Origin of the sequence: Bordetella sp. N, from assembly GCF_001433395.1 — a bacterium.
Lineage (GTDB): Bacteria > Pseudomonadota > Gammaproteobacteria > Burkholderiales > Burkholderiaceae_B > Bordetella_C.
Window position 1 is genome coordinate 3,384,568 of sequence record NZ_CP013111.1, and the last position, 16,931, is coordinate 3,401,498.

Below are 16,931 nucleotides of genomic sequence, written 5' to 3' on the forward strand. Positions count from 1 at the left end.
CTCACTCGAATCGAACCCGGGGATCGGCCAAGGTATAGGAAATGTCGGCCAGGATGAGCCCGATGATGTACAGCACCGAACCCAGGAACACCATGGCCCGCACGATCGAAAAGTCCTGCGCGTTGATGGCGTCGATGGTGTAGCTCCCCAGGCCCGGAATGCCGAAGAAGGACTCGGCGATCAGGCTGCCCATGAACAACAGGGGAATGCTGGAGATGGTGCCGGTCAGGATGGGCAACATGGCATTGCGCAGCACGTGGCGGAACAGCACCACGTTTTCCGTCAGGCCCTTGGCGCGCGCCGTGCGCACGTAGTCCTTGCTGATTTCCTCCAGGAACAGGGTGCGGTAGAAGCGCGCTTCCGGCCCCAGTCGGGAGATCACCGCGACCAGCACGGGCAAGGCCAGGAACTTGATCATGTCCAGGCCGCCGGCATAGCCGGAATACGGCACCAGCATCAGCTGCTTGGAAAACACCCACTGCCCCGCGATGATGTAGAACAGCCCCGAGATCGACAGCAGCACCACGCACAGCACCACGCCCCAGAAGTCCAGCCGGGTAGCGCGGAAGAACACCAGCATCAACGCGAACGCGATGCTGGCGTACAGGCCCAATATGAAGGTCGGCAGCGCCAGCGCCAGGCTGGGCCACATGCGGGTGCGAATCTCGCGGCCGATGTCGCGGCCGTTATCGGACGACCCGAAGTCCAGGGTCAGCAAGGGCACCGAGCGCTGGTAGAAGATGGTATCGGTCACCTTGTCGGCACCCGCTGCCGCGCGATTGAAGAACAGCGGCTTGTCGTAGCCGCGCTCCACCTTCCATTTCTCGATGGCGTCCTGGCTGATGCGCTGTCCGCCGATCGACAGGCGCGCCATATCGTCCGGCGTGTTGACCGCGAAGAACAGCACGAAGGTGAAAAGATTGACGCCGATCAGGATCAGCACGCCATATAGCAGGCGGCGGATGATGTAAGAGATCATGGCGTCTTCCCCTTCGCTTGATCGGCCTCATGGTCGACCGTATTTTCGGCGGCTGACCGGCTGGCGAAGCCGCCGGCGCGCTTGCCGAAGGCGGTTTGCGTCTCCCGGCGGCGCAAGGCCACCCAGGACGGCCAGACCGCCAGCACCACCACCCCCAGCAACAACCACAAGGGCCACCACAGCGGCTTGTTCCATTCGGCGATCTTGCGTTCGCGCAAAGCCGGGTCCAGCTTGATGTACTGCAAGGTGTTCCGCACCATCTGCGTCGGCTTGGCATTGCCCACCCACTGCTGGTACGCCCCGCCGGACTTGGGGAAGTAGCCGAACATCCACGGCGCGTCGCGCTGGACGATGGCCACCATGCGATCGATCAGGGCTTCCTTCTCGGGGCCGTCGTCCAGGTACTTCATCTGCTCGAACAGCTTGTCGAACTCCGGATTGACGTAGTTCGAGGCATTCTCGCCGCCCGACGCCGCCTTGGCATTGGGGCCGTACAGCAGGAACAGGAAGTTCTCGGCGTCCGGGTAATCCGCATTCCAGCCCCACAGGTACATCTGGGCCGAGCCGCGCCGCATCTTGTCCTGGAAGCGGTTGTAGTCGGTGGAACGGACGTCCAGCTGCACGCCCAGCTTTTCCAGCTGGCGCCGCATCCAGTCGAACATCGGATTGGCGCCCATGCCGGTCATGGAATCGTAGTGCAGCACCAGGGGCGCCCCTGTCTTCGCGTCGCGGCCGTCGGGGTAACCGGCCTCGGCCAGCAGTTGGCGCGCCGTCGCCAGGGACTTGCGTTCGGGCTTGCCGTCGACGAAGTCGTAGACCACGGGATTGATGCCGCGCGGTGTGTTCGGCTCGTGATACCCGAGCACGCCGGGCGGCACGGGGCCATAGGCCACCGCGGCCTGGCTGTTCTCGAAAATCGCGATGTACTCTTCCCAGTCGAAGGCGATGCTCAGGGCCTGGCGCAGCTTGCGGTTGCGTTCTTCCTGTTCCGGCGTGCTGCCCTTGCCCACCACGGGGTCGTTCCAGTTGAAGCCCATGTACCAGTTCTGCGTCTCCACCGTGGTGGGCAGCTGGATGCCATGCTCGCGATATTTCTGTGCCTTGTCGGGCGAATCGCCGGCCGCCACCAGCATCGCCACGCCGTACTCGCCCCGTTCCAGCTGGGGAATATCGTAATAACCCTGCAGGAACTTGCCCGACAGCGGGATGGATTCCTTCTCGATGCTGAAGACCACGCGGTCGATGAAGGGCGTGGGCTTGCCGCAATCCGCCAGGCGGCCGGCTTCGCGGTCACCCGGCTCGCCGACGCAAGGATAGGGCTCGCCATGGAAATTGGGGTTGCGCGCCAGCACGTGGCGGCGGTTCTGCAGCGACTCCACCATCATGTAGGGGCCGGTGCCCACGGGCCAGGTATTGAGCGACAGATTGCGGCTCGCCATGCCCGGCTGGTTGTAGAAGCGTTCCGCTTCCCACGGCACCGGCGCGGTGAAGGTCATGGCCAGCCAATATTTGAACTGCGGATACTTGCCCTTGACGCGGATGCGCAGCGTGTGGGGATCGACCGCCTGCACGCCGTCGAAGCCATCCCCCCGCAGATCCATCCACGGCAGCTCGCGCTGGCCGGGCGCGAAACCGCGCCGCTGGGCCTGGTCCACTTCGCGCAGGTGGTCGCCGTACTCTTTCATGCCGACCACGTAGTCGGCCATCAGGGAATAGATGGGCGAAACGATGCGCGGGTTGGCCAGCCGGCGGAACGCGTAGACATAGTCGTCGGCGGTCAGCTCGCGCGTGCCCGTCTTGGGAAAGTCGGTGACGCTGGACTTGTCCTCCAGCTCGTTCGGCTTGAGCGGGAAGTAGCTGTAGGTGCCATCGGCCTCGCGCGCGAACGCCGGATGGGGCTGGAAACGGATGCCGGGCCGCAGGTGGATGTCATACACGCTCTCGGCGATGCTTGCGCCGGGTGCGTCCGCTGGCAGCGGTTTGCCCTGGGCATCCAGATAGGACGGCGGGTCGATGCTGGCGGCCGCCCGGGGAATGAGCTTATACGGCCGCTGCAGATAGTCGTAGCCGTACAGGGTCTCGTAGATGTTGTAGGTGTAAGGGGTCTCGTCGACCGAATAGGAACTGGCCGGATCCAGGTACTTGGGGGAGTTGCGCGTGAAGGCCGTGTACAGCGTGTTCTGTTCTTCCGCGCCAGCCGGATAGGGGCTGTTGATGGGGCTTTCCCGTCCGCAGGCCGTCAGCGCCGCCAACAGGCCCAGCAAACCCAGCACGGCCAGCGGCCGGGCCGCCCAGGCCCATGGGGCTACGCCGGCCGCCCGGGCCCTCGATCGCATACCAGCCATCCGGTTTTCCCACTGTGTAAGTCCGTGTAATGCGGGAAGGATAACAAACGGCGATCGATGCGCCCATCTCGAGGGAAAGATCGGGTCCTGGCGGGGGCCCGGCAGGGAATTTCCCCAGGGTTTACGCGGAGCCGCCGGCGCGCGACGGCCATTCGGTGGGCGCCGTGGGATGCGTCAGCCGATACCACCGGCGCGCCGCCTTGAAAGCACCATATTCCAGCTTGTTCACCCACGAGCCCTCGGTCCGCAGGGCGGTGCGCAGCCAGCTGTCGATGACCGGATGGGACGGCCAATGCATCAGCACCGCTTTGGAGTCCATATAGTAAGTACGGTCCATGCAGTTCAACACGAGCCTGACCGGAGGCAGGACTTTCTTGCCTGTCTGCTCGTCATACGAGTCGAACAGCTCGGGCAGGCAGATCCGTTTCTTCTCGCATTCCTCGATAAGAATATTCAGTTGAGCCGGACACCAGGCTTCCAGGTGGGCGGCGTACTCGGCCAGTCCCAGCCCCAGCCGATCGCGCAATTTGCGGTGGCTGTCCTGCTCGGTGAACCATTCCGCGGGGAAGCCATGGCGGCAGAACACCGGCACGGTCTTGCCGATGACATGCCGCAGGGCGCCCTGAGGAGGAATCGCCGCGCCGCCGGACTGGCTTCGGCTCCAATTGTGCAGATCCCTCCAATCCAGCGCGTGCACCTCCCAGCCATCGGCATCCGTCCAGCTCAGGCTGGACAGCCCCGTGCCCGCGGGGACCTCGACTTTCCAGGCCAGGTCCTGGTAAACCAGCAGGGCATAAACCTGGTTGCCGTGTGGGTCCATCCAGTGGCCGTGGTCGACCGCCTGCCCCACGATCAGCCCCAGCTTGTCCATGCGCGACAGGATCTCCAACGCCAGCACGGAGGAATCGTCCCACACGTGATAGCTGGCCTCGTCGAAAGACACGAGCCGGTAGAGATTGAAGGTGTCGTCCGTGGGCAGGCCAAGGCGCTCACTGGCATTGCGCGCCACGTCGGCCAACGCGCTGGCCGCGACACGCGCGCCTTCCAGGCCGATGCCGGCGGCCTGGACATCCGCGCGATAGCCCGCAAGTATCTCGTCCGCGATGGTTAGCGCGATCAGGCTGGGCTGGAGTCTGGCGGCGATGCGATCCTGCCATTGCTTGATTTCCTCGGCACTTACCTCCTTGTCTACGGTGGGCATCGGTACATGCAAGGGATCGTTTTTTTTGACGAGACCGAGAGGGTCTGCGATGGCGTCCCAAAACGCGTTCACGTGGTGAATTTCACTACCCGCATACTGCCGCCGCCGATCCGCCGCACCCAGATCGCTGATCCTGATCATGTCCTGTTGAAACTTCAAGTGATCTTCGAACCACTCGTTCACCTGGCTCACCAGCATAGCCTCCACCGCCTGGTCCTTGACCTGCCAGATCTTGCCGCGCATGCCTGCGCCGGCATGGGTCATGTCACGCGCCACGTAGGACAGGTTGGTCGTCACCCCGGCCGCGCATGACGTCATGCCATCCGCCAGCCGTTCGACGGCCCTGACTTTATCATCGGGCCAGGCATCGGCCTGGGCGCCCGTCACCGCCAGCGCGGCTTCGTGCAAGGCGGGCAGACCGGCAAGGTGAACATTCTCGATCAGCGAACCGAAGTGACCACCGTCGAGGTTAACGATGAAACTGTCGAACTGAGCGCGCGCGTAGTCGCCACGCGACAGCGCGCCCTCGTGCGATGCGCCAGGCGCATGGACGCGCATGAACGTGACCAGCGCGTCGAAGTCCGCGCGCATGCGGTCGTACACGCGTTGGCAATCCTCGGACAGGAGAAAAGTTTCTATCGGACCGTGTCGGCCGGGGTCATAAAAGGGCGAATGACCGGCGTCTACCTGAAGAGGGTCCGGCGGGGCCACGGCCGTTGCCGCTGACTGCGCGTCCGGTCCGGCGAAGGCCGTGGAGTAGAAAAGCGGTTGAAAACCGGTCGTGGCTTGCGGGTTCATTGGGGCTTCGTCCAGTCTGAAGATGCGACTGAGTGGACGAAACGCCTGAATGGTTTCCTGCGCGGATAGCCGCCGGCATCAAGCGAACGTGAGGGGCTCCCTCAAGGCGTCGCGGCTGGGTCGGAACCTGCGGTGGAAGGCGCCGCGGTACCGCCCATGCCACCGGTCGAAGACGCGGCACCGCATTTGCCCTGGTTCCAGCATTGATAGCGCCATTCCCAAGGCGCGATGGCGCCTGTTTGCGCCCACAAGCCCCTGCGCTGTTCGCGCGCCCTGCGTTCGATGCCGGTCAGGGACGTGTCGCGCAGATACTCGCCATGACGCGCCGTGTTGGCCCAGGCGTAGCCGGCATCCACCTGCTGCCAGTTCACCGTGCGGCCGTCGTCACCCGGCAGGTCGCAGACGTCGCGGGCGTATTGGTCTTTTTCGTAGCACTGGGCCGTCAGCGTCTTGCCGGCGACCAGCGCTTCCAGGTTCTTGCGCGCGGCCTGACCGAAGGGTTGGCCGGGCTTGACCTGGCCGTGGCCGACTTCGGGTGCGTCGATACTGGCCAGGCGCACGCGGCGTTGGCCGCTGTCCGTCTGCAAGGTGATGGTGTCGCCGTCGGCCACGTTGACCACGCGGCCGGCAAGTTCATAGGTGGCGGCGTTGGCGCCGTCGGCCCGCGGCGGCGCGTGGGTGGAAGACAGCCAGGCGACACCGGCGCCGGCCAGCGCGCACGCCAGGGCGGCGACGGGACGGGCCAGGCCCACGCGGCCGAGCAAGGCGCGCAGCACACCGGGCAGCAGCATAGGGGGTGGTCCGGAACGGGCGATGATGCGGTCTCCTGGGCCGATCGGCCTTCTCACTGATGGAGCGGATATTACCCTCGCCGGGTGTCACGTGGGCGGAACACGTGATCCTTATGTCCCGGTCAGCGCGTCACAGCCAGCCGGCCCGGCGGAAACGCCAGTACAACAGGCCACAGGCGACGGCGATACCGCCCAGGGTGAAGGGATAGCCCCAGACCCATTTCAGTTCGGGCATGTGCTCGAAATTCATGCCATAGATGCCGGCCACCGCGGTGGGCACCGCCAGGATGGCGGCCCAGGAAGCCAGCCGGCGGGTGGTGTCGTTCTGCTGCGACTGGCCGATCATCAGGCTGGCTTCGAACGCGAACGCCAGGGCTTCGCGCAAGGCGGCCACCAATTCGTCGATGCGCACCACGCGGTCGGCCACTTCGCCGAAATAGGGCCGCGCGTGCTCGTCGATGGCCGTCATCTCCACGCGGGAAAGACGGCGGCAGATCTCCGCCAAGGGCGCGATCGCGTTGTGTATCCGCAAAAGATCGCGGCGCTGGCGATAGAGCTTGCGGATGTCCGAATCCTTGGCGCCGCGTATCAGCAGCTTCTGCTCGGCATGCTCGACCACGCTCTCCAGGCGCGTGGCGGCCTGCACATAGCGGTCCACCAGCAGGTCCAGCAGTTCGGACGCCACGTAATCGCTGCCGCGCGCCAGCAGGTCCGGCGCCGCCTCCAGGCGCTCGCGCACGACGCTGTGGCTGGCGGTCGCACCGCGCCTTACCGTCAGCAGAAAGCCGTCGCCGATGATCAGCTGGGTTTCGCCGAACATGGGGCGGTCGCCCTCGACTTCCACCGTGATCGCCACCACCAGCACCACGTGACCGTAGTCGATGATCTTGGGGCGCCGGTGCGGTTCACGGATTTCCTCCAGCGCCTTGGGGCCGAGATTCAAGGCGTCGCTGACCTCGCCCACCAGTTCCGGATGCGGGTTCTTCAGCCCGATCCAGAGCAGGTTGTCTTCCTTGCCGATATAGCCCGCGATGTCCTCGATGGGAACCCGTTGCGGACGCCGGCCCTTCGTATAACCGACCGAAGCCACCACCTCGCCGTGATGATCGTCGAAATCTCGATTGAGCGGCGCCACCGCGACCGGCGGGGGCTGAAGTTCGGGATACAGGGGGTCCGGAGTTTCTTGATTCATGGTCGAAGATAGTACCGCCCTTCAATTGACGGCGGGGGCAGCCTGGGGCGGGAATACGAGTTGCGCCGCGTTCCCGCGCATGTTCCCCCGCCGACCCCTTACAGCGTCCTGACTTATTGCCCTGATTCGCCTCCCCGAGGCATAGCATTTGCTGAGAAGGTCAGTGCCCAGGCCGGTGCACCCAAACCTTGGCTCGCGCCCTGCCCGGCCTCTGGATACAGGAGAAAACGATGACCGCCTCGAAAGACAAAGACCAGATCTCCGACGCCAAGAAGCAGCGTCACGAAGGCACCGCCAAGAAGCCGGAAGACAAGGTGCCGACCTACCAGGAAGCCTTGGACGATGCCGTCGAAGACTCCTTTCCCGCCAGCGACCCGATTTCTCCGGGCGTGGCGGAAAAAGCCGATCGTCAGGTGTCGACGGCCAAGGACGACAAGGACTGGAAACTCAAGCCCGGCAGCGAGGAAAAGAAGAAGCCTTGACGGCCAGCCATCAAAACAGCTTCCTCAGCCGCGCGCCCACGTCGATCTTCGCCACGGGCGCGTTTTCCTTTGTGCGCAAGGGCGGCAAGGGGGGCGCCTTGGGCATCGCTTCGAACAAGGGAGACAGCGCATCGGGAATGAAGCGCGTGCGTGAACCATACACGTGGCGGTCCCCCATGCCCGTCTGCTGGTGCACGTAGAAACGCTGCGGCACGATCAATTGCAGGTTTTCCTTGGCGCGCGTCATCGCCACGTAGAGCAGGCGCCGCTCTTCCTCGATTTCCTCGGCGCTGCCGGTGCTCATGTCGGAAGGAATGCAGCCGTCCACCACGTTCAGCACGTAGACCGATTTCCATTCCTGGCCCTTGGCGGAATGGATGGTGGACAGGATCATGTAGTCCTCATCGCGCAAGGGCACGCCCGACTCATCGCTGGTGGCGTCGGGGGGATCCAGAGTCAGTTCCGTCAGGAACCGCTCACGGCTGCCGTAACCGCCGCCGATGCGCGCCAGTTGATCGAGGTCGGCCTTGCGCACCCGCGCGTCCTCGTAAAGCCGTTCCAGCTGCGGCGCATACCAGCGCAAGGCGATGTCGAGGTCGGCGGGCCAGCGCAAGCCGGGCGCGCGCAGATCCCGATAGGCCTGGACCAGGCCGCCCCACTCCTCGCGCGCCGCCGCGCCCGGCTTGAACGCCGCCAGCACCGCCATCGGGTCGGGCGCCTGGCTCATCTCGTCGAGCAGGCGCGCGGCCGTGGCGGGCCCCACCCCGGGCAGCAATTGCGCCACGCGGAAACCGGCCAGCCGCCCGCGGGGATTCTCGGCCCAGCGCAGCAAGCCCAGCAGGTCCTTGATATGCGCCGCTTCCAGGAAACGCAGGCCACCGAATTTGACGAAAGGGATATTGCGCCGTGTCAGCTCCAGCTCCACGGCGGCGCTGTGACTGGACGTCCGGAACAGTACCGCCTGTGACTTCAGGGTGGCGCCCTCTTCCCGCTGCACCAGCACCTGGTCGGCCACCCAGCGCGCCTGACCGGCTTCGTCGCTGACGGTCACCAGTTGCGGCTTGTTGGCCGATGCGCGGTCGGTCCACAGGTTCTTGGCGTAGCGTTCGCGCGCCATGCCGATGACGGCATTGGACGCGTCCAGCACCGGCTGGGTCGAACGGTAGTTGCGGTCCAGGGTGATCACCTCGGCGGGCTGGGCGAACTGCCCGGGGAAGTCCAGGATGTTGCGCACCGTGGCCGCGCGGAAGGAATAGATGGCCTGGGCGTCGTCGCCCACCACCACCAGGCCCTGGCCGGTCGGTTTCATCGCCAGCAGGATGGCGGACTGCAGGCGATTGGTGTCCTGGTACTCGTCGACCAGGATGTGGTCGAAACGGCTGCCGACATCGCTGGCGATGGCTTCATGGCCCAGCATCTCGGCCCAGTACAGCAGCAGGTCGTCGTAATCCAGCACCTGCTGGTCCTGCTTGGCTTCGACGTAGGCGCGGAACAGGCGCTTGAGGGCATCCTCCCACTGCGCGCACCACGGAAAAGCCTGCTCCAGCACTTCGCCCAAAGGCGCCTGGCTGTTGACCACTCGCGAGTAGATGGACAGGCAGGTGCCCTTGAGCGGAAAGCGCGACTCGGTGCTGCTGAAGCCGAGCTCATGGCGCAGGATGCCCATCATGTCCTCGGAGTCGCCGCGGTCGTGGATGGTGAAGGTTTCCGACAGGCCGATGCGGGTAGCGCAATCCCGCAGCAGGCGCGCGCCTATGCCGTGGAAGGTGCCGGCCCAGGGCAGCGAAGGCGGGGTCTGCCCCGCCCGCATATTCATCACCTTGCGCAAGACCGCGCCGACCCGCCGATCCATTTCGATGGCGGCGCGGCGCGAGAACGTCAGCATCAGAATACGTTGAGGATCTGCGCCGTGCAGGATGAGGTTGGCCACGCGATGCGCCAGCGTGCTGGTCTTGCCCGAGCCGGCGCCGGCGATGACCAGCAAGGGGCCGGCGGGTTCGGCGCCGACGCCGTACTCCGCCGCCGCGCGCTGCTGCGGATTGAGCCCGTCCAGCGGATGGGGCGGGGCGTTGGTGGACAGGGGCGAGGAAGACTCGGACATCGAAGGGGGATGGCTGGCGGGTAGGAAACCCAGGCATAATACTGGATATCCATCCAGACAACCGGATGAGCAGACCGCTGCGCTACGGGTACAGCTCTTGCTTGCATCGCTTAACAAGAACCCCGGTCCTTGCGACCCTGAGCAAGAACCCGGGCTTTTCGAGGACACCGCGGAGCCGGGTCCCCCGGTCCGCTGGTGTCGCCCCCTGGGGGGCCGCGCCACGCGCGGTACGGGGGGGCTATCTGGAGATATGCCATGGCTGACCGTATCGTCAAACTGTTGAATGACCTCGTCGAGACGTCCAAGGATGGCGAAAAAGGCTTCCTGGCGGCGGCCGAGGACACCAAGGACGCGGATCTGCGCGGCCTGTTCCGCGAACGTGCCACGGACTGCGGCAAAAGCGCGATTGAATTGCAGGAAGTCGTCACGCGGCTGGGCGGCACGCCGGAAACCGGCGGCCACGTCAGCGCCGCCGTGCATCGCGGCTGGGTCCACCTGAAAGCCGCGCTTGCCACGCGCAGCGAAGCCGCCATCCTGGAAGAGTGCGAGCGCGGCGAAGACATCGCCAAGCGCCACTACGCCGATGCCTTGCACGAACCCTTGCCGGAAGACATCCGTGCCATGGTCGAGCGCCAATACAGCGGCGTGATGCGCAACCACGACCAGATCCGTGACCTGCGCGACCGCTATCGGGAAAACGCCTGACCGCGTCCGCCAAGGCGCGCCATCAAGCAAGCGGAATCAAGCAAGCGACCTCATGACCATCAGGGTAGGCACCGCATCCTGGACCGACAAGACCCTGCTGGCTTGCGGCCGCTTCTATCCCCCAGACGTCCGCGACGATGCCGCCGGACGTCTGCGTTTCTACGCCGACCGGTTCCCGCTGGCGGAGGTCGACGCTTCCTACTACGCCCTGCCCACGGCCAGGACGGCACAGGCCTGGGCCGAGCGCACGCCGCCGGGCTTCGTCTTCAACATCAAATCCTTCCGCCTGTTCACGGGCCATCAAACGCCGCTGGCCGCGCTCGATGCCGATCTTCGGCGCGAACTTCCGCCCGCCGATCCAGTGTCCGTGGTATACGCGGACCAGCTGCCGGACGAATTGCGCGAAGAGACATGGCGGCGCTTCCTGATCGCGCTCGAGCCCTTGCGCATGAGCAACAAGCTGGGCGCCGTGCATTTTCAGTTTCCCCCCTGGATACGGCCCGATCAGCGCGGCATGCGGCGCGTGCGGGATTGCATGGAGCATATGGAAGAAGACCTGATCGGCGCGGTGGAATTCCGGCACGCAAGCTGGTACGCCGGCGCGGCGAGACAGGCTGCGACCCTGGGCTTTCTGCGCGAACTGGGCGCGGCGCACACCGTGGTCGATGCACCGCAAGGCTACGCCAACACGGTGCCCGCGGTGTGGCAGCCCACGCGCCCCGACCTCGCCGTGGTGCGCCTGCATGGGCGTAATCGTGCTGCCTGGAATAGTCGCGGCGCCGCGTCTTCCAGCCGCTTCCAATACGAGTACACGCTGGAAGAACTGGAAGATCTGGCGCGTCAGGTCCGCGAACTCGCGCGCCGCGTGCGCGAAACGCACGTGGTGCTGAACACCAATTTCGAAGATCAGGGGATGCGCAACGCGCAAGGCTTGATCAGCGCGCTGAACCAGCAGCTGGTTTGATCAGCCGCGGCCTTTACACGCGGCATCAACGCGCGACTTCAACGCGCCCTTCAACGCGCGACCGGCGCGTCGCCAAGATCGCTGCCGGCCTGCGCGGGCACGATCTCTTCCTGTCCCAAGGCGCTGGCATAGGCCTGCTCCGTAAGCTGCACGAAGCGTTCGACGCGGAAGGACTGCTCGCACTTGCGCCGCGCGGCGGCGCCGGCATCGGGCAAGAGGGACGGCCGGCGCAGCAGATGATCCAGCAACAGGGTCAGGCGGCCGGCATCGCGTTCCGGAACCACCCAGCCATCCACATACGGCGTGATGTTCTCGGGCAGGCCGCCGTGCGAGGACACCACCACGGGCTTGCCCATGGACATCATCTCGCGGCAGGCAAAGGATATCGTCTCGATGCGATACGACAGCACGAAGCCGATGTCCAGCGCGCCGATGAAAGCGCGCACGTCTTCCAGACGGCCGACCCACGTGACGTGCTCGCGCATGCCCAGTTCTTCTATGCGCGCCAGCTGGCTCTCGGACAAGGGCGCGCCCGCCAGGGCGATCTGTATCTGCTTGCGCAGATCCTCGGGCAGAAGCGACACCGCCTCGACCATGTCCAGCCAGCCCTTGTAGTCGTCGGTGCCGGCATTGCTGCCCAGCAGGAAGCGTCGGTCCGGATGGCGCAGCAGGCGCGCGCGCAAGGCCTGGGCATCCTTGCCCGGCGCGTCCGGCGCGAAGTAGCGCGTGTCGACGCCGTTGCCTATGGTGCTCAGCTTGCAGCGCCGGTAGGGACTGTCGGCCAGCATGCGGCGGGCAAAATCGCAGACGCCGATGGCATGGTCGGTGCCGAAGCTGGCGCGCAGCCAGCCGCCGACCCGCGAGATGGGACGGTCATTGTGCTTGGTGAAGACGATGCGCGGGCGCCGCGCGCCCATGCCCAGGGTGGCCAGCATTGCCAGGCGGTGGTCGGAGGAGCCGTTCACATGGACCAGCTCGACCTTCTCACGGGCAATCAAACCGCGCAGGCGCATGGCGGCGCGCACGACGTGGTGGACCCGGTTCGGGAACGACTGCGCATAGACCCGGACCCCCGGCACTTCCCCCGCGCGGCGATGCAGCGCGCTGCCCTGAGGCGCGGCGACCATCACGTCATGCCGATGCGACAACGCGCGGGCCAGGCTCAACACGTAGCTGGTGTGCCCACCGGTTCCCGTACTCGTGTGGAAATTTGTGTACAAGACTTTCATGATGAGCGCCCCCCGCGTCAACCCGCTGCCACCCCCGCGGGTGGTCCTTGCAATGCAAGCATCATGACAGCTGACCACTGCCAGCTTATGGCTCGCAAGTGACAAAAGACTGCGGAGTGGTATCCGGTGAAACGGCCGCAAGCCCCATGGGCTGGGCCGCCCCCGTGTGAAAAAATAGGGGACGACGCCAGGGGCCTTACTGCTGTTTACAAACTAGCGGCTGGATTCCGCCCGCGAAAGCTAAGGCAACCGCAGGAAACCGATCGAGAGCCAGGGAATCGCCGCGACGATGATCAGGCCAATGGCGATGGAAATGAGGTAGCCGACGATGGCGCGCATGCCCCGATCGGGCGAAATCCGCCCGATCGCGCAAGCCGCGTAGTAGCCCACGCCGAACGGCGGCGCGAACAGGCCTATGCCCATGGCCAGGATGACCACCATCGCATAATGCACTTCGTGTATGCCCATCTGATGGGCGATCGGGAACAGCAAGGGGCCGAACAGCACGATGGCCGGAATCCCTTCCAGCACGCTGCCCAGGATGATAAAAGCCACGATGGACACCGCCATGAAGCTGGCGGCGCCGCCCGGCAGGCCCGCCATCAGGTGCGCCAGCTGGCTGGAGAAGCCGGACTGGGTCAAGGCCCAGGCCATGCTGGTCGCCGCGCCGATGATCAGCAGGATGGAGCCGGACAGGCAGGCCGTGTCCACCAGCATGGGCCACAAGCGCTTCCAGTCGAAGCGCCGATAGACCAGCAGACTGATCAGGACCGAGTACACGATGCCGATGGTCGACACCTCCGTTGCCGTGGCCACGCCCTCCACCACCGCCGCGCGGATGACGAAAGGCAAAGCCAGCGCCGGCAATGCGATCAGCAAGGTGCGCAGGATTTCGGCGCCGGTGGCGCGGCCCGCCGGCGCCCGTTCCTGGCGCCGGCTGCGGCGCCACACCACGATGCAGAGCATCAGGCCCAGCACCAGCCCCGGCAGCAGACCGCCGGTGAATAGCGCCGTGATGGACACGCCGGTCACCGAACCGATGGTGATCAGCACCAGGCTGGGCGGAATGGTTTCGGTCTGCGCGCCGGTGGCCGACAGCAGCGCCACCAGGTCGCCATCCTCCGCGCCCCGCTTGCGCATTTCCGGGAACAGCACCGGCGCCACCGCCGCCATGTCGGCCGCCTTCGCGCCGGAAATCCCCGACACCAGGTACATGGCACCGATCAACACGTAGGACAAACCGCCGCGCACGTGTCCCAGCAAGCTGGCCAGGAACGCCACCATGCGCTGGGCCATGCCGGTCATCTCGATCAACACGCCCAGGAAGACGAACAGCGGCACGGCCAGCAGGATCAAATGCGACATGCCTTCGTCCATCCGCCCCACCACCACCATCATCGGCGTGCTGGTGGTCAGGGCCAGGTAGCCGAACGTGGCCAGGCCGAAACAGAAGGCGATGGGCACGCCGGCGAAGACGCAGGCCGCCACGACGCCGACGAAGAAAATCAGCAGGTTGTAGTTGCCCAGGTTCTGCAGCAGCGGCTGCAGCAGGTAAAGCACGCCCACCGCCAGCACGACCACCAGGATGGCTTTCAGGGCGCTTTGCCAGTCGGTGCGTTCGAGCAGGCGCAGGAAGGCGACCACCACCATCAACACGGTGCCCACCGGCAAGGCCGCAGCGCGCCAGACGTTGGGAATTTCCAGCGCCGGCGTGGTGACGTACTGCTCCTCGTAGGCATACTCGTAGCCGGGCCCGACGATCAGCAGCAGGAAGGCCAGCGCGGCGGCCACCGCCAGCATGTCCAGGAACGCCCGCCGGGCGGGCGACGCGCGATTGACGAAAGCCGTCATGCGCATGTGCTCGCCCCGGCGGAAAGCCACCACCGACCCCAGCATGGCCAGCCACAGGAACAGGATGGACGCCAGTTCGTCGGACCAGACCAGGGGCGTGTGCAGCGCGTAGCGCGCGACGATGCCGGCGAACAGGATGACGATCTCGGCCACGACCAGGATCGCGGCCGGGATTTCCACCAGCCAGCCGATGGCGCTGTCCAGGCGCGCTGCCCACGGCCGCCGCGCCACGGCGGCCGCGGTGGTGGCGCCAGCCAGGCTGGCGGCCGGCTGCATGGAAGGCGCGCTCATGAGAGCTTGCCGACCGACTGTTCAAGCAGGCCCCAGGCCTGGTCGCCGTACTTGGCCTTCCATTCGGCGTAGAAGCCGGCCTGCCGCAAGGCATCGCGGATCGGGCCGGGCTCGGGCTTGTTGAATGTCAGCCCTTGTTGCGCCAACTGCGTCTGCAGGTCGTTGTTCAAGGCCAGCACGTCCGCGCGTACGCCCATGGCGGCGGCGTTGATGTGCCTGGCCACGACCTCACGCATATCCTTGGGCAGTTTCTCCCAGGCCCGGCGGTTGGACAGGAACCAGAAGCCGTCCCACATATGATTAGTCAAGGAGCAATATTTCTGCACCTCATATAGCTTGGCCGTCTGGATGATGGCCAGCGGATTCTCCTGGCCGTCCACCACCCGGGTCTGCAGGGCCGAATAGGTCTCATTGAAATTGATGCTGGCCGGCGCGGCGCCCAGTGCCTTGAACATGGACGTCCACAGGGGACTCACGGGCACGCGGATCTTCAGGTCCTTGAAATCGCCGGGGCCGTTGATGGGACGGGTGCTGGTGGTGACCTGGCGGAAGCCGCTGTCCCAGATCTTGTCCATCACCACCAGGCCCTTGCCCTCGATTTCCTTGCGGATGTAGGCGCCCAACTGGCCGTCCATGGCTTTCCACACCGTGTCGTAATTGGGAAAGGCAAAGCCGATCCCGCTGATGGACGATGCCGGCACCAACGTGGAAAGAATCAAGCCCGACAGGGTGAAGAATTCCACCGCTCCCGAGCGCAGCTGGCTCAAGGTATCGGTATCCGAACCCAGTTGGCTGCTCGGAAAAATGGCCAGCTCGAAGCGGCCATTGGTATCGCGCAGGATGTTGGCGGCGGCCTCGCGCGCGCGCACGTTCATCGGATGCGTGGGCGGCAAGTTGTTCGCGTACTTGTAGCGGAACTCCGGGGCCGCCAGCGCGCGGCCCACCGGCGCCAACGCCAGGGCGGCACCGCCGCCCGCAACCGCACCCATCAACTTGCGTCGGGTCAAATCCATGTTGTCTCCTCTCTCTGGTTGTCTACCGTCCGCTGCCTCGTTGTGCCGCGGTACGGGGCCGGCGTACATGGGCGCCGGGATTCTTTATTCTGGAAAAACGCGCACACGAACCGGAATTACCGGATCATGGCGTACCGCCCTAGAGCGGCGCAAAAGTGCCATAGCGTACACAGCGACATACAGAGGAGACAAGACATGGATTACACCGATGGGGTGGTCATGGTCACGGGCGGCGCCTCCGGCATCGGCCTGGCGGTAGCGCGCGGTCTGCTAAGCGACGGCTGGCAGGTGCTGGTGGCCGATCGCTCACCCGAAGCGCTTGACGCAGCGGCAGCCACCTTGCCCGACGGGCGCGCGCGCTGCATCCAGCTGGACGTGACCAGCGACACCGAGGTGGCCGCGGCCCTGGACGACTGCGAGCGCACGTTCGGGCCCCTGGCGGGCCTGGTGAACTCGGCGGGCATAGGCCGCGACGTGCCTTTTTTGGAAACCGACACCGCCCTGCTGCGCCAGACCCTGGAAGTAAACCTGGTAGGCACCTTCATCGCGGGCCGCCATGCGTCGCTGCGCATGCGCGAACGCCATCATGGCGCCATCGTCAACATCGCGTCGGTCTCGGGCCTGCGTGGCAACCTGGGGCGGGCCGCCTATGGCGCGTCCAAGGGCGGCGTGGTGACCTTGACCCAGGTCATGGCGGTCGAGCTGGCAGCGCTGGGCATCCGGGTCAACGCAGTGGCGCCCGGCCCCATCGAAACGCCGCTGGTCAGCCGCATGCACACCGACGCGGCCCGGTCCCGCTGGATTGCCGCGGTGCCGCAAAAGCGCTATGCCGCGCCGGAGGAGTTGTGCGGCACCGTCGCCTGGCTGCTCGATGGCGACCGCTCGGGCTTCGTCACGGGCCAGACCATCGCCGTCGACGGCGGCTTCATGGCCGGGGGCTTGATCCAACCGGATTGAGCCCGGCCCCACCGTCCGGACACTTATCCCCA

The 16,931-nt window shown here is 65.6% G+C and carries 13 protein-coding genes; 4 read left to right on the top strand and 9 right to left on the bottom strand.

The annotated features are described in order from the left end of the window. Position 1 precedes the first annotated feature (1 nt). From ASB57_RS14425 to ASB57_RS14445, 5 genes are all read right to left on the bottom strand, one after another. Entirely contained in the window at positions 2–979 is a 978-nt protein-coding gene (locus tag ASB57_RS14425; RefSeq protein ID WP_057652853.1) for an ABC transporter permease, read from the bottom strand. Then, complete coding sequence (locus ASB57_RS14430) at positions 976–3,315, bottom strand: ABC transporter substrate-binding protein (protein ID WP_057656154.1); 2,340 nt, start codon at positions 3,313–3,315, stop codon at positions 976–978. The genes ASB57_RS14425 and ASB57_RS14430 overlap by 4 nt, the downstream gene beginning before the upstream one ends. Before the next feature lie 130 nt (positions 3,316–3,445). Next, positions 3,446–5,128, bottom strand: a complete 1,683-nt coding sequence (locus ASB57_RS14435) for a hypothetical protein (protein ID WP_057652854.1) — start codon at positions 5,126–5,128, stop codon at positions 3,446–3,448. Between the two features lie 296 nt (positions 5,129–5,424). After that, positions 5,425–6,111 (bottom strand): thermonuclease family protein, encoded by a 687-nt coding sequence (locus ASB57_RS14440; RefSeq protein WP_369822873.1) that lies wholly within the window; start codon positions 6,109–6,111, stop codon positions 5,425–5,427. Between the two features lie 133 nt (positions 6,112–6,244). Further along, positions 6,245–7,306 (bottom strand): magnesium and cobalt transport protein CorA, encoded by a 1,062-nt coding sequence (locus tag ASB57_RS14445; protein ID WP_082621607.1) that lies wholly within the window; start codon positions 7,304–7,306, stop codon positions 6,245–6,247. Positions 7,307–7,536: 230 nt separating this feature from the next. Here ASB57_RS14445 and ASB57_RS14450 point away from each other — a divergent pair, with 230 nt between their 5' ends. Next, positions 7,537–7,788: a hypothetical protein gene (locus ASB57_RS14450; RefSeq protein WP_057652855.1), complete on the top strand. Its 252-nt coding sequence runs from the start codon at positions 7,537–7,539 to the stop codon at positions 7,786–7,788. A 10-nt stretch (positions 7,789–7,798) separates the two neighbouring features. On the opposite strand, the gene ASB57_RS14455 is transcribed toward ASB57_RS14450, so the two are convergent. Further along, a complete protein-coding gene (locus tag ASB57_RS14455; protein WP_057652856.1) occupies positions 7,799–9,889 on the bottom strand; it encodes an ATP-dependent helicase in 2,091 nt (696 codons plus the stop codon). A 255-nt stretch (positions 9,890–10,144) separates the two neighbouring features. Between ASB57_RS14455 and ASB57_RS14460 the strand changes: the two genes are divergently transcribed. Both ASB57_RS14460 and ASB57_RS14465 read left to right on the top strand, forming a co-directional pair. Beyond that, on the top strand, positions 10,145–10,594 hold the full coding sequence (locus ASB57_RS14460; RefSeq protein ID WP_057652857.1) for a PA2169 family four-helix-bundle protein: 450 nt from the start codon (positions 10,145–10,147) through the stop codon (positions 10,592–10,594). Positions 10,595–10,646: 52 nt separating this feature from the next. Next, positions 10,647–11,558 (top strand): DUF72 domain-containing protein, encoded by a 912-nt coding sequence (locus tag ASB57_RS14465; protein ID WP_057652858.1) that lies wholly within the window; start codon positions 10,647–10,649, stop codon positions 11,556–11,558. A 50-nt stretch (positions 11,559–11,608) separates the two neighbouring features. Here the strand turns inward: ASB57_RS14465 and ASB57_RS14470 are convergent, their stop codons facing one another. From ASB57_RS14470 to ASB57_RS14480, 3 genes are all read right to left on the bottom strand, one after another. Further along, on the bottom strand, positions 11,609–12,787 hold the full coding sequence (locus ASB57_RS14470) for a glycosyltransferase (protein ID WP_057652859.1): 1,179 nt from the start codon (positions 12,785–12,787) through the stop codon (positions 11,609–11,611). Positions 12,788–13,027: 240 nt separating this feature from the next. Then, positions 13,028–14,929, bottom strand: a complete 1,902-nt coding sequence (locus ASB57_RS14475; protein WP_082621608.1) for a TRAP transporter large permease subunit — start codon at positions 14,927–14,929, stop codon at positions 13,028–13,030. Further along, entirely contained in the window at positions 14,926–15,942 is a 1,017-nt protein-coding gene (locus ASB57_RS14480) for a TRAP transporter substrate-binding protein (protein ID WP_057652860.1), read from the bottom strand. The genes ASB57_RS14475 and ASB57_RS14480 overlap by 4 nt, the downstream gene beginning before the upstream one ends. Before the next feature lie 195 nt (positions 15,943–16,137). On the opposite strand from ASB57_RS14480, the gene ASB57_RS14485 reads away from it, so the two are divergent. Further along, a complete protein-coding gene (locus ASB57_RS14485; protein WP_057652861.1) occupies positions 16,138–16,899 on the top strand; it encodes an SDR family NAD(P)-dependent oxidoreductase in 762 nt (253 codons plus the stop codon). Positions 16,900–16,931: the final 32 nt, after the last annotated feature.

Coding starts and splice junctions, on each gene's coding strand:
- ASB57_RS14450 (WP_057652855.1), top strand. CDS start 7,537: ATGACCGCCTCGAAAGACAAAGACCAGATCTCCGACGCCAAGAAGCAG.
- ASB57_RS14460 (WP_057652857.1), top strand. CDS start 10,145: ATGGCTGACCGTATCGTCAAACTGTTGAATGACCTCGTCGAGACGTCC.
- ASB57_RS14445 (WP_082621607.1), bottom strand. CDS start 7,306: ATGAATCAAGAAACTCCGGACCCCCTGTATCCCGAACTTCAGCCCCCG.
- ASB57_RS14470 (WP_057652859.1), bottom strand. CDS start 12,787: ATGAAAGTCTTGTACACAAATTTCCACACGAGTACGGGAACCGGTGGG.
- ASB57_RS14430 (WP_057656154.1), bottom strand. CDS start 3,315: ATGCGATCGAGGGCCCGGGCGGCCGGCGTAGCCCCATGGGCCTGGGCG.
- ASB57_RS14475 (WP_082621608.1), bottom strand. CDS start 14,929: ATGAGCGCGCCTTCCATGCAGCCGGCCGCCAGCCTGGCTGGCGCCACC.
- ASB57_RS14425 (WP_057652853.1), bottom strand. CDS start 979: ATGATCTCTTACATCATCCGCCGCCTGCTATATGGCGTGCTGATCCTG.
- ASB57_RS14455 (WP_057652856.1), bottom strand. CDS start 9,889: ATGTCCGAGTCTTCCTCGCCCCTGTCCACCAACGCCCCGCCCCATCCG.
- ASB57_RS14480 (WP_057652860.1), bottom strand. CDS start 15,942: ATGGATTTGACCCGACGCAAGTTGATGGGTGCGGTTGCGGGCGGCGGT.
- ASB57_RS14485 (WP_057652861.1), top strand. CDS start 16,138: ATGGATTACACCGATGGGGTGGTCATGGTCACGGGCGGCGCCTCCGGC.
- ASB57_RS14465 (WP_057652858.1), top strand. CDS start 10,647: ATGACCATCAGGGTAGGCACCGCATCCTGGACCGACAAGACCCTGCTG.